Origin of the sequence: Streptomyces sp. NPDC048504 (assembly GCF_043200035.1) — a bacterium.
Taxonomy (GTDB): Bacteria; Actinomycetota; Actinomycetes; order Streptomycetales; family Streptomycetaceae; genus Streptomyces.
Window position 1 is genome coordinate 594,195 of sequence record NZ_JBICXA010000003.1, and the last position, 13,990, is coordinate 608,184.

10 protein-coding genes are annotated in these 13,990 nt (G+C 71.5%); 2 read left to right on the forward strand and 8 right to left on the reverse strand.

Annotation, left to right across the window (positions count from 1 at the left end):
- Positions 1-37: 37 nt before the first annotated feature.
- From ACGFY9_RS10495 to ACGFY9_RS10505, 3 genes are all read right to left on the reverse strand, one after another.
- Positions 38-1,954, reverse strand: coding sequence for a glycogen debranching N-terminal domain-containing protein (locus tag ACGFY9_RS10495; protein ID WP_393753387.1), 1,917 nt, complete (start codon positions 1,952-1,954; stop codon positions 38-40).
- 809 nt (positions 1,955-2,763) lie between these two features.
- The gene (locus ACGFY9_RS10500) at positions 2,764-4,548 is read right to left on the reverse strand and encodes a DUF4192 domain-containing protein (RefSeq protein WP_393753308.1); all 1,785 of its coding nucleotides are present in this window, start codon (positions 4,546-4,548) and stop codon (positions 2,764-2,766) included.
- A gap of 310 nt (positions 4,549-4,858) precedes the next feature.
- On the reverse strand, positions 4,859-7,018 hold the full coding sequence (locus ACGFY9_RS10505; protein WP_393753309.1) for a RecQ family ATP-dependent DNA helicase: 2,160 nt from the start codon (positions 7,016-7,018) through the stop codon (positions 4,859-4,861).
- A gap of 368 nt (positions 7,019-7,386) precedes the next feature.
- Here ACGFY9_RS10505 and ACGFY9_RS10510 point away from each other — a divergent pair, with 368 nt between their 5' ends.
- Entirely contained in the window at positions 7,387-8,022 is a 636-nt protein-coding gene (locus tag ACGFY9_RS10510) for a hypothetical protein (RefSeq protein ID WP_329349201.1), read from the forward strand.
- Between the two features lie 240 nt (positions 8,023-8,262).
- Here ACGFY9_RS10510 and ACGFY9_RS10515 read toward each other — a convergent pair whose 3' ends face one another.
- The 3 genes from ACGFY9_RS10515 to ACGFY9_RS10525 form a co-directional block, all read right to left on the reverse strand.
- Positions 8,263-8,904, reverse strand: a complete 642-nt coding sequence (locus ACGFY9_RS10515) for a hypothetical protein (protein ID WP_393753310.1) — start codon at positions 8,902-8,904, stop codon at positions 8,263-8,265.
- Between the two features lie 68 nt (positions 8,905-8,972).
- Positions 8,973-9,674, reverse strand: coding sequence for a ribonuclease HII (locus ACGFY9_RS10520; RefSeq protein WP_393753311.1), 702 nt, complete (start codon positions 9,672-9,674; stop codon positions 8,973-8,975).
- Positions 9,675-9,757: 83 nt separating this feature from the next.
- Positions 9,758-10,381: a TetR/AcrR family transcriptional regulator gene (locus ACGFY9_RS10525; protein WP_393753312.1), complete on the reverse strand. Its 624-nt coding sequence runs from the start codon at positions 10,379-10,381 to the stop codon at positions 9,758-9,760.
- A gap of 187 nt (positions 10,382-10,568) precedes the next feature.
- On the opposite strand from ACGFY9_RS10525, the gene ACGFY9_RS10530 reads away from it, so the two are divergent.
- Complete coding sequence (locus ACGFY9_RS10530; RefSeq protein ID WP_393753313.1) at positions 10,569-12,116, forward strand: MFS transporter; 1,548 nt, start codon at positions 10,569-10,571, stop codon at positions 12,114-12,116.
- A gap of 211 nt (positions 12,117-12,327) precedes the next feature.
- On the opposite strand, the gene ACGFY9_RS10535 is transcribed toward ACGFY9_RS10530, so the two are convergent.
- Together ACGFY9_RS10535 and ACGFY9_RS10540 are read right to left on the reverse strand one after the other, a co-directional pair.
- Positions 12,328-13,242 carry an ADP-ribosylglycohydrolase family protein gene (locus tag ACGFY9_RS10535; RefSeq protein ID WP_393753314.1) on the reverse strand — a complete coding sequence of 305 codons (915 nt, stop codon included), beginning with the start codon at positions 13,240-13,242 and terminating at the stop codon, positions 12,328-12,330.
- Between the two features lie 12 nt (positions 13,243-13,254).
- On the reverse strand, positions 13,255-13,914 hold the full coding sequence (locus ACGFY9_RS10540) for a histidine phosphatase family protein (RefSeq protein ID WP_366436423.1): 660 nt from the start codon (positions 13,912-13,914) through the stop codon (positions 13,255-13,257).
- Positions 13,915-13,990 lie beyond the last annotated feature (76 nt).

The following is a 13,990-nucleotide window of genomic DNA, read 5'->3' on the forward strand; positions in this document are numbered from 1 at the left end:
CGCCTCCGGCCGCCTCCTGGTTCGGCCTCGTTCGAGGTCACGCCCCCAATTGCAGGCCGTCGGCCGCCTCTTCGACCATGGCGACACCGAGTCGGCCGACCCGTACGGAGAAGGGGGCACCCGCGATCCGCAGCCCCGTGAGGCCGATCTCGCCCAGGGGCGCGCTGCGCATCGGGCGGAGGGTGACCGTGCCGGCGGGGGCGTCGGGGCGGATGCCCGCGAGGGTGGTCAGCAGCAGCACCCCGGCGGCGGCCGCCGTGGCCGCCGGGCGGCAGGCCGCAGGGTGCGGGAGGGGAGCGCTCCCGTCCGTGCGCTGCTCCCCCGCGTACATCTCGGGGAGCCGGTGCCCGAACGCCTCGGCCGCGGTGAGAACGCCTCGCAGCAGGGAGGTCGACTCCTTCTCGTATCCGGCGGCGGCCAGACCCGCGACGGCGATCGCCGTCTCCGCCACCCGCACGGCTCCACTCCGGTGACTGAACGGGCTGTATCCCGGTTCCTTCACACCCAGGCCGCGCAGTCCCCAGCCCGAGTCCATGGCCGGGGCGCCGAGCAGTCGGGCGAGTTGTTCGGCCCGCACCTTGTCGAGCAGGCCGGGGGCGTACTCGCCGCCGCCCAAGAGGCCGGTGTCGAGGAGGTGGGCCGCGGCCGCACCGAGGTGCGGTACGAGGCGTCCGTCCGGCGATCGAGCAGCTGCCGGGCGACCGCCGCCCAGGTCCCCGATCCAGAAGTCCGCGCGGAAGGCGGTGCGCAACTCCTGGGCCCACTCCCGCAGTTCCGCACCGCCGGGTCTGCCGAACGCGTCGAGCAGATCGGCACCCAGCAGCGCCGCCCGGTGGGCGTGGGCCTGTGTCTCGCAGCGGACAGGGCCGCCAGGGTGCAGCTCGCGCAGATACGTGCCGTCGCCCACCGTGGTCCGCAGCCAGGTCAGACAGCGCTCGGCGGCCGGGAGCAACTCCCGTGTCTCCTGCTCGGGAAGCCCCCAGCGGCGGGCCTCCGCGAGCAGCACCGGGAAGAACAGGGTCGCCTCGGTCCCCGTGCAACTCGGCGGCAGGTGGGCGCCGGCGTCACGACGCGGTCCGGGGATCATGCCCAACTGCGCTCCGCCACGCCCGAGTTGGGTGCGGACGAGGATTCGCAATGTGCCCGCGGCGAGCCGTGTACCGAGAGGCAGCGTCATCCGCGCGGCAGTGAGCGACTCGGCCGGCGCCAGACCGCAGCGCCAGGGTGCCCCCGCCGCGAGGTGCGTGTCGGAGGGGTGCGCGGGGTCACGCAGCAGCAGTGCCTGGAGATCCTCGATGCTGGTCCGGAGGAGCACTGGGACTCGGGGGTCGTCGCCGGTCGCCCGTGCGGAGGCCAGGGGACTCGTCGCTCCGTGGCCCACCGCCCGGATCGGTCCCGCGCCGTCCGGCCGTACCCGGAGTTCCACGCTCGCCGTGCCGCCCGGTGGCAGTTCGAACTCCCAGCGCAGGAGCCCTGCGGAAGCCAGCGCGTCGGCGGGCGGCGGGTCGGCCGTGACTGCCGAGTTCCCGCTGGGGCCGGACCAACGCAGGCCCGAGTCGTGGACGCTGGCGGGCAGTTCGGGTCCTGTGCTGCCTGCGGCGATCGCGCCCAGATCGGCCATGTCGGTGCCGAGCGCCACCTCGACCGGCAGGCGCAGCGGACGCCAGGAAACGCTGCGCAGGGTGATGCGCTCGGTGCCGTCGGCGTGCCGGGTCCGCTCGACGACGAGATCCGGGTCCGGGCCGCAGTCCGGGGACACCCGCATGGTCCCCACGAAACGGGCGCGGTCGGCTGCCGTCATCCTGGCCTGGACCGCCAGTGGTTCCCGTCCAGCCACCCGCAGCTGACAGCGGGAGAGCACGCGTCGCCCAGCGCGGTAGAACCCCTCCAACCCCCGGCCGTTCAGCTGCCCTTGCTCGGTGGAGACAGCGAGGCCCGGGAGGGCTACGCAGATCAGAGTGGTGTGGGTGGGAGGTAGTTCGAGGGAGCGGCGGGGCGTCGCGCGGGACGCGGGTGGCTGGGGTGACGGTGGACTTTGAGGCGGGGAGCCGGGGGAAGACTGGCGTGGGGATGCGGGCGAGGGTGGGCGGCGGATCTGGCCGGGCGCCCACCCTTCTGCCGGAGGATGGGACGTCTGCGGCGGATGCTCGGGGTCGGCGGTCCCCATGTCGGACGTGCCCGTGTGCGAGGGCGGGGAGCCGGTGCCCTGGTACTGCGGCGATGCGTTGGTACCCCGGATCGAGCGCGGCTCGGGGACACCGGAGTCAAGGTGGCCGTCGGCGGTGGAGGGCGGAGTCGGCTGGTGCATGGGCGGCTTCTTCTGCGCTCTGTGCGCCTCAGACGTGTTCGGCGCCGGATGGACGGTTCCGGGAGGACAAGGGCTGTCCGGCGACACGACCCGTTCAGGCGTTCCGCCACTCAGGTGAACGGAACCGGGCTCCTCGCGGTCACGCCCGCGGCCTGGGAAGCCGACCGAATGGCGGCGCGGTGAAGGGGCCGAAGGAGGCGGACAGTTGGCACTGGTCCCCCGGTCCCGGTGACCGCCGAACCTGCGCACGGCCCGTCGGCCGCACGCGCCCGTTTCTCGCGCCGCGGGCCCCTCAGCGAGTGCAGCGTCAGCCCGCGTGCTGGGGACACTGACCGCGTGTGGAGTCACCGCCGCCCGCCGGACGCCCCGGTGGAGCCAAGCGTGGAACCAAGCTCCGAACGCACCGGGCCGACCACTGAACCGGCGGGGTTGCCTCCCGCTCCCCCATGCCTTGATCACCCGTCCCCCTCAATGCCGTTGCCTCCCGGCCGCGGCGCCTCCGAGCAGGTGTCGTGGCGTCGCGAATCCGCCTTCGCGGAAGCGCGCGAACGTGCGCTGCCAGGGCGTGCGGTGCCCTGCGCCTGTGTGCGCGGGCGGGATCCATCGGTCCCGGATCGGCGGCCGTTCACGCCCGAGGGATGGGGGCGGCCCTCGGCTCCGTCGGCGGTACGGGCGCGCCGCCGCCGACGAGGGGCTGCGGGCGAGGCCGCCTCCGGTGTCGGGCCGTCGCCGGGACCGCTCGCGCCGTGCTGTGCGGAACCGTCGGCGACCTCCGCGCCGCCGACCAGCCCTCCAGCGTGCGTCGCCTCTCCAACTCCGGCCGCCCGTCCAACTCCCGTCGCTCCTCCGGCTCCCGCCGCGCTTGCAACTCCCGTCACGTCTCCGATGCCCGCCGATCCGCCAACTCCCGCTACCTCTCCGACGCTTGCCGCTCCTCCAACTCCCGCCGCCCCTCCGGCTCCTGTCGCCCTTCCGACTCCTGTCACTCCTCCGGCTCCCCCCGCCTTTCCAACTCCCGCGCCCCTCCCGGCGCCCGCCACCTCTCCAACTTCCGTGTCCCCCGCCCGCCCCACCCGCTCGGCGCGCAAGCACCGCCGAATCGACTCCGGGTCCAGGCCCTCGTTGCAGGCCTGGTGCAAGAGGCGGGCGAACAGGTAGTCGGGGTCCGCGCCCAGGGCCATCGCCAGGGCTTCCCTGGCCTCCAGGTCGTCGCCGGTCGACCAGGCGACCCAGCCGGCGAGGGTGAGCGGGGCCGCGGCGTGTTCGCCGTACGGTCCGACGCAGCGGCGGGCCAACGCGCGCCAGAGGCGCAGGGCCAGTACCGCGTCGTCGCCCTCCATCCATTCGGCGGCGCGGTCGCGGGTCGTGCGGTCCTGGAGGCCGAGGATCAGCGTGGCGGCTTCGTCGTGGGCGAGCAGTGCGTCGTCGCGGAAGTCCGAGTGGAGCGCGCCGGACACGTGCGGTGCCGCGGCGAACCGCCTCATGATCCGCTGGGCCAGATCCAAGGTCTCCTGCGCCACGTCCGCTCGGCTGGCGTCGTCGAGGATCCTGGGAACGAGGGTCATACCGGCGGCGTCAAGCGCGGCTTCCTGCCGAAGCGCTAGAGCCGTCTCCCAGGGCTGCAGCCTGGCCCGCAACTCCCTCAGTGTGCCGCGCACTTGGAGTCCTGCGTAGGTCGCCGCAGCGGCCAGCACGGAGGTGCCTGGAAGGCCCATCGGGGATCCGTCGACCGGACAACATCCCTCGGTCGGGCAGCAGTACGACCAGAAGCGGCCGTCCGAGATGCAGAGCGCCTCGATCACGGTCACATCGAGTCGGCCGCACTCGGTGCGCAGTTTCTGCACGAGCGGGCGCAGGCGTTCCATGACCTGGCGCCCCGACTCTCCCGGCGCCGGTTCCTGACAGACGTAGGCGATCATCTGCTCGGGCCGGGTTCCCCTGCGCTCGCTGCCGGTCACCAGGCCGTAGGCCAACTGCCGTGCCACGGAGGCCCAGTCGTCCGCTCCTGCGGGAATGCCGAGCCTGGCCCTGCCGCCGAACCGGCCCCGGCCGCCCCGATCGTGCAGGGCGACGAGGACGATGCTGTCCTCGGGGCGGTACCCGAGCAGATAGGGCAGGGCGTCGGCGAGTTCGGCGGGCGAGCGCAGGGTGACTTGGTGCTCGGTGCCGTGCCGCTCGTACGCGGTGGGGTCGATGTCGCCGTTTTCGGAGGATCCGGTCGTTTCGCTGTGGTTCGTCATGCGTCGACGATCTCGCGGATCGCGAACTTCCGCTTGGGCCTGTGGATAAGTCCGGTCAGGGACACGCCACATGGGATCCGACAGAGCCAAGTCGGCCCACATGACCGGGGAATCCGGACCACCCTCGGCAATCATGTGATCGCCCCGCGGGGAGGGGCGACCGAGGCGATTCGGTCGCGGCAACCAAAACTCGCCCCGACCGAGGCACTTCCGTGCCACCGAAGCCCCGGTCCAGCGCGAATCACCACACCCGCAGGCAGCCATCACCCGACCGCAGGCCGCCTACGACAAGGATCCCGAAAACGAGACCTCAGCCCGCCGCAGCCAGGACCAGCGGAAGCACCTGTTCGCTGCCTGCCCGGCGAAGCAGGCGGGCAGCAACTGCAAGTGTCCAGCCCGAGTCTGTGTAGTCGTCCACGAGCAGGACGGGGCCGGGAGAGGCGGCCAGGGCGTCTGCCAGTTCCCCGGTGACGGCGAAGGCGTCGGACAATGCCCTGAGGCGTTGAGCCGAGTTGCTGCGGCGCGCCGCGTGCGTGCCGTCCGGTCCGGTGTACGTCAGGGTGCCCAGGAGGGGCAGGCGGCCGATGCTCGCGATGCCCTGGGCGAGGGAACCGACCAACTGCGGGCGGCCCAGGGACGGTACGGCCACGACGCCCACGGGCCGGGCGGAGGCGTCCGCGGCATTCGGTGCCCAACCGCCGGGAGAGCGCGCCCAGTCGGCGAGGACCGCCACCGCGGCCTTCAGGACGTCGGCGGGGACCGGACCGTCGGGCGCGTTCTCGGCCAGCAGCGGGCGCAGCCGGTTGCCCCAGCCGATGTCCGAGAGCCGTCCCAGCGCGCGCCCCGTGGAGCACTGGTCCTTCGCCGGGATACGGCCCTTGAGATCGACACCCAGCGCGGCCATCCCGGTCGGCCACATGCGGCGCGGCTCGACCTCCATCCCCGGGCGGTCCAGTTCCTTCGTCGCCCCCGTCAACGTCTCCGCGGAGACCGAGGAATCGATCCAGGCGCCCGCGCAGTTGTCGCATCGGCCGCACGGCACCGCACCTTCGTCGTCCAGTTGCCGGCGCAGGAACTCCATCCGGCACTGGGACGTACTCACGTAGTCGCGCATGGCCTGCTGCTCGGCCGCCCGCTGCTTGGCCACCCACGTGTACCGCTCGGCGTCGTACGCCCACTCCGCGCCCGTGGCCGCCCAGCCGCCCTTCACGCGCTTGACCGCGCCGTCGACGTCCAGGACCTTCAGCATCGTCTCCAGGCGGCTGCGCCGTAGGTCGACCGCCGTCTCCAGGGCCGGCACGGACAGCGGCCGTCCCGCGTCGGCGAGGGCCGAGAGGGTCTGCCGGACCTGCGTCTCGGGTGGGAAGGCCGTATCCGCGAAGTAGCGCCAGATGGCCTCGTCCTCGCGGCCGGGCAGGAGCAGCACGTCGGCGTGGGCCACACCGCGGCCCGCTCGGCCCACCTGCTGGTAGTAGGCGATCGGCGAGGAGGGTGAGCCGAGGTGGACGACGAAGCCCAGGTCCGGCTTGTCGTAGCCCATGCCGAGCGCCGAGGTGGCGACCAGGGCCTTGACCCGGTTCCCCTGGAGGTCGATCTCGGCCTGCAGGCGGTCGGCGTTTTCCGTCTTCCCGGTGTATGAGGCCACCTTGAAGCCGCGTTGGCGCAGGAAGGCGGTGGCTTCTTCGGCGGCGGCCACGGTGAGTGTGTAGATGATCCCGGAGCCGGTCAGCTCGTCCAGGTGCTCGGCGAGCCAGGCCAAACGGTGCGCGGCGTCCGGCAGTTGGACCACTCCCAGCCGGAGGCTCTCCCGCTCGAGCGGGCCGCGGAGCACCAGGGCCTCCCCGGCGCCCGTGCCCAACTGCTCGGCCACATCGGCCGTCACGCGCGCGTTGGCGGTCGCGGTGGTGGCCAGCACCGGTACGCCGGCGGGCAGTTCGGCCAGCATCGCCCGCAGCCTGCGGTAGTCGGGGCGGAAGTCGTGTCCCCAGTCGGAGATGCAGTGCGCCTCGTCGACCACCAGGAGGCCGGTCGTAGCGGCGAGCTTGGGCAGCACCTGGTCGCGGAAGTCGACGGAATTGAGCCGCTCCGGGCTCACCAGGAGGACGTCGGTCTCGCCCCGTTCGACCTCTCCGTAGATGTCGTCCCACTCCTCCGGGTTGGCCGAGTTGATGGTGTGCGCCCGGATACCGGCCCGGGCCGCCGACTCGACCTGGTTGCGCATCAGCGCGAGCAGCGGCGAGATGATCACCGTGGGCCCGGAGCCGCGCCGGCGCAGCAGGGCGGTGGCGACGAAGTACACCGCCGACTTGCCCCAGCCGGTGCGCTGGACCACCAGCGCGCGCCGGCGCTCCTCCACCAGGGCCGCCACCGCCTGCCACTGGTCCTCGCGCAGCCGTGCCGTACCGCTCTGATCGCCGACCAGCTCGGCGAGGATGGCGTCGGCTTCGGCACGCAGCTCCTGGTTGCTCATGCCCCCCATGCAACCGCACGCCACTGACACGGCCCAATCCCCCGCCGTGACGAAGCACCCGGGAGCGTGTCGCGCACCCCGTCCGACCGGCCCTCTCTGGACCTCGCGCACCTCAATGGCGTACGAAAGTGTCGTGCTCGAACGTCCCAGGCGTCGCCGGGTGACGCATTGGGTAGGGATATAAGCCACAGACCGTCGGATAAGGGGCTGTGGCCCCATTTGCTCGTTGCCGCATCCCAGTTCGACAGCAAGAATTGGAGTCCGCTCCCCGCACGGCTCGTCCGTGATCCGGTAGGGCTCTGCTGCGGTGTGCGCTCCCCCGAATCCGACCCCGCCCGAAGTGTGGGCGCGTAGCCGAAGGGAGGACCGTGACCTTCGGATTCGCTCCGTCCTCCGCGGCATCCACGTCGACGTCTGCCGACCTGTCCGCCGCTTCCGCCAACCCTCTGGCCCGTCTGCTCGAACCCTCCGAATGGGCCGCCGCCGGAATCCCGTTGCTGCGCAATCCCCGCGAGGTCGTCAGCGGGCTGCACTCCCGGCACCGTCCGAGACCGGCGACGGCGATCGTGGCTGTCCTCGATCCGGACGAGCGGCTGCTCGCGAGCGCCTCGTTCGTCCGGCGGTCCGCCCCGGCCGACGGCTGGATGTTCCGCAACGCGCTGCTCGCGCAGCTGCGCCGCGTCATCCCGCACGATCTGCGCCGCCGCACCCCGGTGCGCACGGCCGTGCTGCTCTACTGCCGTGAGGGCGACGCTCGTTGGACGGAGGAGGACGGCGCGTGGATGTGGGGGCTGCGTGACGCCTGCACCCTGCACGGGCTGCGCTGCGGGGCGTACATCACGCTGACCCGCGACGGCTGGCAGGTGCTCGGCGAGGGACGGGGCGGCCGTAGGCCCAGCGCGGACTCCGCGCCGGAACCTTTCGCCATGTCCGAGGTACCGCCCTTGCTGCCCCGCACCGGCGGCGCCGCCTCGGAGGTCCTGCGCCGCGCCGCGGCCCGCTGACACCCGGTCCGGGCCCCGCGCCCGGACCGCGCGGCCCCACCGTTGTGGAGTCCTACGACGCCGAGCCGCCCGCACTCCGGTCGCGGCGCACGGGACGGAAGTGCGGCCGCGGTAGGCACACTTCACGGAGCGCACCAGAATTCCGCGCACGCCGAACGCGTCGCCGTGCACAGACCGCCGCGACGGCGTTCACCTGGCCGCCGTCGCCCTCCGAGAGCCTTCCGGGAGTTCCCGGAAGGCTCAGACGCCCGCGCCCGTAACCGAGTTGATCTGCTGCGGGTCGCCGCAGACGATCAGCAGGGTGCCGGCCCGGCCGCGGGCCAGGGGCAGGACGGTGGTGGCAACGTCGGCCGCGCCTCCGTTGACGGCGACCACGACGACGGGACGGGACGCCGCCCGGCCCGCGACGGCGGCGTCCGCGTAGAAGACGTCGTCGCGCGCGTCGTGCTGCGCCCAGTAGGAGGCTTCGCCGAAGGACAGCTCGTGGGCGGCCCACGGGTGCGGTTCGCCGGTGGTGATCACCAGCACGTCACCGGGGGCGCGGCCCGACTCCAGGAGCAGGTCCACGGCTTCCTCGGCAGCGTCCAGCGCGCCCTCGGCCGAGGCCGGGATCAGCTGGATCTGCGGGGTCGCCACAGCGGTGTCGGAGGAGGCGGGAACAGCCGGACCCGAGGGTCCGGGCTTGGCCACGGCCACGTCACGCGGCGTGCGTTGCGCCGGCGCCGTCGGCCGCAGGGGGCCGGGGCGACCGGGACGCGACGGAGCCGCGGGGCGGGGGCCGGGTACAGGGCGGGGGGTCGGCGCGACGCGGCCACTGGCCGGAGTGGCGCTGGGACCCTGGGCACTCTCGTGAATCTGAGGCTCCTCGGGAATGAGAGGCATGAGCTGATTTTTATCAAACGCTGGTGCGGCTTGCGGCAGTGGGTGGCACATCAGTGCGAGCGGAACGGTCAGAAGTCGAAACCGAGCTGGCCCTCGATCTTCGGAACATTTCCCTCCGCCCAACTGCGGGCCTTCTTGAGGTGCCGCCACTGAGGCAGCGCATCAAGATACGCCCACGACAACCGGTGGTACGGGGTGGGCCCCCGCTCCTCCAGTGCGGCCTTGTGCACAGGTGAGGGATACCCGGCGTTGGCCGCGAAAGCGAAGTCTGCATGGTCGATGCCCAGTTCGGCCATCATTTTGTCGCGCTGAACCTTGGCGATCACTGAAGCGGCCGCGACCGCCACGCACGACTGGTCGCCCTTGATCACCGTACGGACCCGCCAGGGGTCCCCGAGGTAATCGTGCTTCCCGTCGAGGATGACCGCGTCGGGGCGTACGGGCAAGGCCTCCAGAGCACGCACTGCGGCGAGCCGCAGAGCGGCCGTCATCCCCAGGTCGTCGATCTCTTCGTGGGAGGCGTGCCCCAGGGCGTACGCCGAGACCCACTTGCGGAGTTCCTCGGCGAGTTCGGTGCGTCGTCTGACCGCGATGAGCTTGGAGTCGGTGAGGCCTTCGGGGGGTCGGCGCAGTCCGGTGACCGCCGCGCAGACGGTGACGGGGCCGGCCCACGCACCGCGCCCCACCTCGTCGACGCCGGCAACGACCTTGGCCCCGGTCGTGGCGCGGAGTGAGCGCTCGACGGTATGAGTGGGTGGTTCGTACGGCATGGCGTGCTCAGGGTACGCCGCCCGGACCCGCTCTGCGACACCCGGGTTTCCGCGAGCCCGGCGAAGACCGTTCCGATGCGGCTTCACGCACCGCCGGGCCGGAGCAGCGGAAGCATCAACTGGTCGATCATTGCCTCGATGTCGTGGTCGGCCCATTCGCTGCCGCACATCTTGGAGCGGTACATCATCATCGCCGGGATGGCGTCCAGGACATAGCTGTTGGAGGCGTCGGAGCGGACCTCACCTCGCTCTATTCCGCGGTTGATCACCTCCCCGAGCAGTCGGATCGTCGGTTCCACGACCCCTTCGAAGATCACGCCGTGGAAGCGCTCCGCCTGGGCGGTGTCGCATTCGTGAATCACCGAGCGCAGGGCGTATCCGGGGCGCGAATACATCGCGTCGCGCGCCTGCACGCACAACGCCAGCAGGTCCTCGCGCACAGTCCCGAGGTCGGGTGCCTCGTTCAGGCGCGGCAGCCCTGCCTGCAGCGCGTCCGCGACGAGGTCCTCCTTGGAGGACCAGCGCCGATAGACCGCGGCCTTGCCGGTCTGGGCGCCGGCGGCGACGCCTTCCATCGTGAGAGCGTTCCAGCCGACCGTGCCGAGTTGCTCCAACGCGGCTTCCAGGATCGCGCGTTCGAGCACGGCGCCGCGTCGTCGGAGGGAGGCCGTCTGAGCGGGGGCGGCCGTCCAGCCCGAAGTAACCATCTGAGTTTCTCCAGCGAGCAGTGGAATGGGGGATTCCGGGGATCGGGGATGCGTCACGCGGCAGCGACGGGGGACGTGCCGCACGAAGGCGAGTTAAGTGAACGCTTGCGTTCACTGTCGGGGACTCACTACCGTTGACGCGGCAGTGAACGCGAGCGTTCACTAACACACTTGTGGGGGACCCATAGTGACAACCTCTCAGCTGATTCAGCACCCCAAGCCCGGAGCGGCCCGCCGGGAGGGGCATCCCGGCATCGCGCTCGCAGTCATCGCGGCCTGCCAACTCATGGTGGTACTCGACGCGACGATTGTGAACATCGCGCTCCCGCACATTCAAGCCGCACTCAGTTTCAGCACCACCGACCTCACCTGGGTCGTCAGCGCCTACACGCTCACCTTCGGTGGCCTGCTGCTTCTCGGCGGTCGGGCCGGCGACATCCTCGGCCGGCGGCGGGTGTTCACCACCGGCATCCTGCTCTTCACCTTCGCCTCGCTGCTCGGCGGCCTCGCCCAGGAACCCTGGCAGTTGCTGGCCGCGCGCGTCCTGCAGGGCATGGGTGGCGCGATCGCGTCGCCCACCTCGCTGGCACTGATCACCACCACGTTCCCCGAAGGGCCGGAGCGGAACAGGGCGTTCGGAGTCTTCGCCGCGGTCTCGGCGGGCGGCGGCGCGATCGGCCTGCTCGCGGGCGGCATGCTCACCGAGTGGCTCGACTGGCGCTGGGTGTTCTTCGTCAACCTGCCGATCGGCATACTGATCGCGGTGCTCACACCGCTGTACATCAACGAGTCCGAACGGCACACCGGACGCTTCGACATCGCGGGCGCACTGACCTCGACGGCGGGTATGGCGTCCCTCGTCTACGGCTTCATCCGCGCGGCGGACAAGGGGTGGCGCGACAGTCTGACCATCGGCTCCTTCGCCGCGGCGATCGTCCTGCTGGTGGCCTTCGTGATCACGGAGTCCCGGGCCAAGGAGCCGATCACCCCGCTCCGGATGTTCGCCGACCGCAATCGCTCGGGCACCTACGTGATCATGCTGACGCTGGCCGCCGCGATGTTCGGCATGTTCTTCTACATCGTGCTCTTCGTGCAGAACGTGCTGGGGTACAGCCCGATCCAGGCGGGTCTCGCGTTCCTGCCGGTGACGGTGGTGATCGCGGCCGGCGCGGGGCTGTCCCAGCGGTTCCTGCCAGTGCTCGGGCCACGGCCCTTCATGCTCATGGGCTCGACGCTCGCGGTGATCGGGCTGGCCTGGCAGACCCTCATCAGCTCGGACAGTTCGTACGTCGGCGGAGTGCTCGGCCCGATGCTCGTGTTCGGCTTCGGGATGGGCCTGAACTTCGTGACGCTGACGGTGACCGCCGTCTCCGGCGTCGCCCAGCACGAGGCGGGCGCGGCCTCCGCGCTGCTCAACGCCATGCAGCAGGTGGGCGGTTCGCTCGGTCTGTCCATCCTGACCACGGTGTTCGGCTCGGCCAGCAAGGACGAGGCGAAGAAGCAGCTGCCGAAGTTCCTGGCCGACGGATCGGCGGGACAGAGGGCGGCGTTCTCCAAGTCCCACCAACTGCCCGCGCCATGGGGGCACGAGGTGCTCGCGCACGGCATCGCGACGGCCTTCGTCCCGGCCGCCGCGATGGCCGTACTCGCCCTGCTCACGGCTTGGTTGGTGATCCGGGTCCGCAAGAGCGACCTCGACGCCCTCGCGGGCACGGCGGGTGCGGGAGTCGGCTGACCGCCGGCCGGGCCAGGTCAGGGCCCGGCCCACGGACACCAGCGAAAACCCCATGACCACGCCCCCCCAACTGTCGTGCCTTGCCTGTGCGGACTCATGTGTCGCACGGCGACTGCCACGACAACGGGCGGGCGGTCACGGAGAGTTCCCGACAGACACGGAGAGTTTCGCCTGGATGTGGGCGGCGCTGTCCGGTGGCGAGGTGAGGACGTCAGACCGACGTCGGAACCCAGCCCGGCAGCGCCTCCGTCCGTTCCAGCCACTCGGTGGGCGGCGCCCCCGCCTTCCCGCCGGCGATCACACCGCCCACGATGGCGCAGCTAGTGTCCACGTCCCCGCCGACCTGGGAGGTGTCCCAGAACGCCCCCTCGTAGTCGCTGAGGCCGCGCGCGGCCGACCAGAGCGCGAAGGGGACCGTGTCGTGAGCGGACGTACGGCGTCCGCAGCCCAGGACGGCGGCGACGGTGCCGGGGTCGGCGTAGTCGAGCATGTCCCGGGCGCGCCGCAGGCCCGCGCCGACGGCGCTCTTCGGTACGAGTGCGATGACGCCGTCGAGGAGTGCCTCGGCACTGGGCGGGCCGCCGGGGGCGGCGGCCAGCGCGGCGGCCGCGGCGACGGCCATGGCGCCGACCACGGCCTCACGGTGCTGGTGCGTGGGGTAGGCGGAGATCTCCGCCTGGTGGGTGGCCTGCTCGGGGTCGTCCGCGTACCAGGCGCCCAGGGGTGCGATGCGCATCGCCGCGCCGTTGCCCCACGACCCCTGTCCGTTGAAGAGCGCGGCGGACAGTTCGCGCCAGTCGCCGCCTTCGCGGACGAGGCGCAAGAGCCGGTTGACCGCGGGTCCGTAGCCGCGGTCGAAGTCGTGGTGTTCGGCGAAGGAACGGGCCAGGGCGTCCTGGTCGATGCGGCGGTGGGCTGCCAGGACGGCGACCACGGAGCAGGCCATTTCCGTGTCGTCCGTCCACTGCCAGGGAGTCGGAGGCAGTTCGCGGCGCTTGAGAAGGGGGTGGTTCGCGGGGACGAAGAACTGTGAGCCCAGCGCGTCGCCCACGGCGAGTCCACGCAAGCTGGCCAGGGCGCGGTCCAGGCGCCGGTCGGGAGTGCCGGAAGAGGAGTCAGCGATCATCGGTCCGCCACCCTATCCGGTGATCCCGTACGGCTCCGGGTCTCGCCAGCTGTCGAACGGCCGGTCCAGCGCGTACCTGCCGTCGTCTCCCAGAACGAGCATCCGCATCTCGGCGTTCCCGGGATTCGACAGCGACTCGAACTCCGCGACCGTCCAGTGGAACCAGCGCATGCAGAACAGCCGCATCGCCAGGCCGTGTGTCACCAGGAGCACGTTCGGCGGGTGGTCGGGGGCCTCGAAACTGCGGTACAGGCTCTCCAGGAAGCCGCCCACCCGGTCGTAGACGTCGGCGCCGGACTCGCCCTGGGCGAAGCGGTAGAAGAAGTGCCCGTACGCGTCCCGGTACGCCTTCTGGAGGCGTACGTCGTCGCGGTCCTGCCAGTTCCCCCAGTCCTGTTCGCGCAGCCGGGGCTCCTCCCGCACCCGGACGAGGTCGGGGTCCAGGTGGAAGGCCCGGAAGGTCTCGTGCGTGCGGCGGTACGGGGAGACGTACACGCTGATGCGCTCGCGGCCGAACACCTCCCGCAACCGCTTTCCGGTCTCCTCCGCCTGTCGCCAGCCCTGGTCGGTCAGCGCCAGGGAATGGTCGGGTTCACGCTCGTACACAGTGTCATCAACATTGCCCGTTGACTCGCCGTGCCGGACAAGGACGATGCGCCGTGGTCGTGCCATGCCAAAACCCTAGATCGAGTGACGGCATATCGAGCACTCGTACGGGCTCCATACGGCGTAGGTCACACGAATTGTG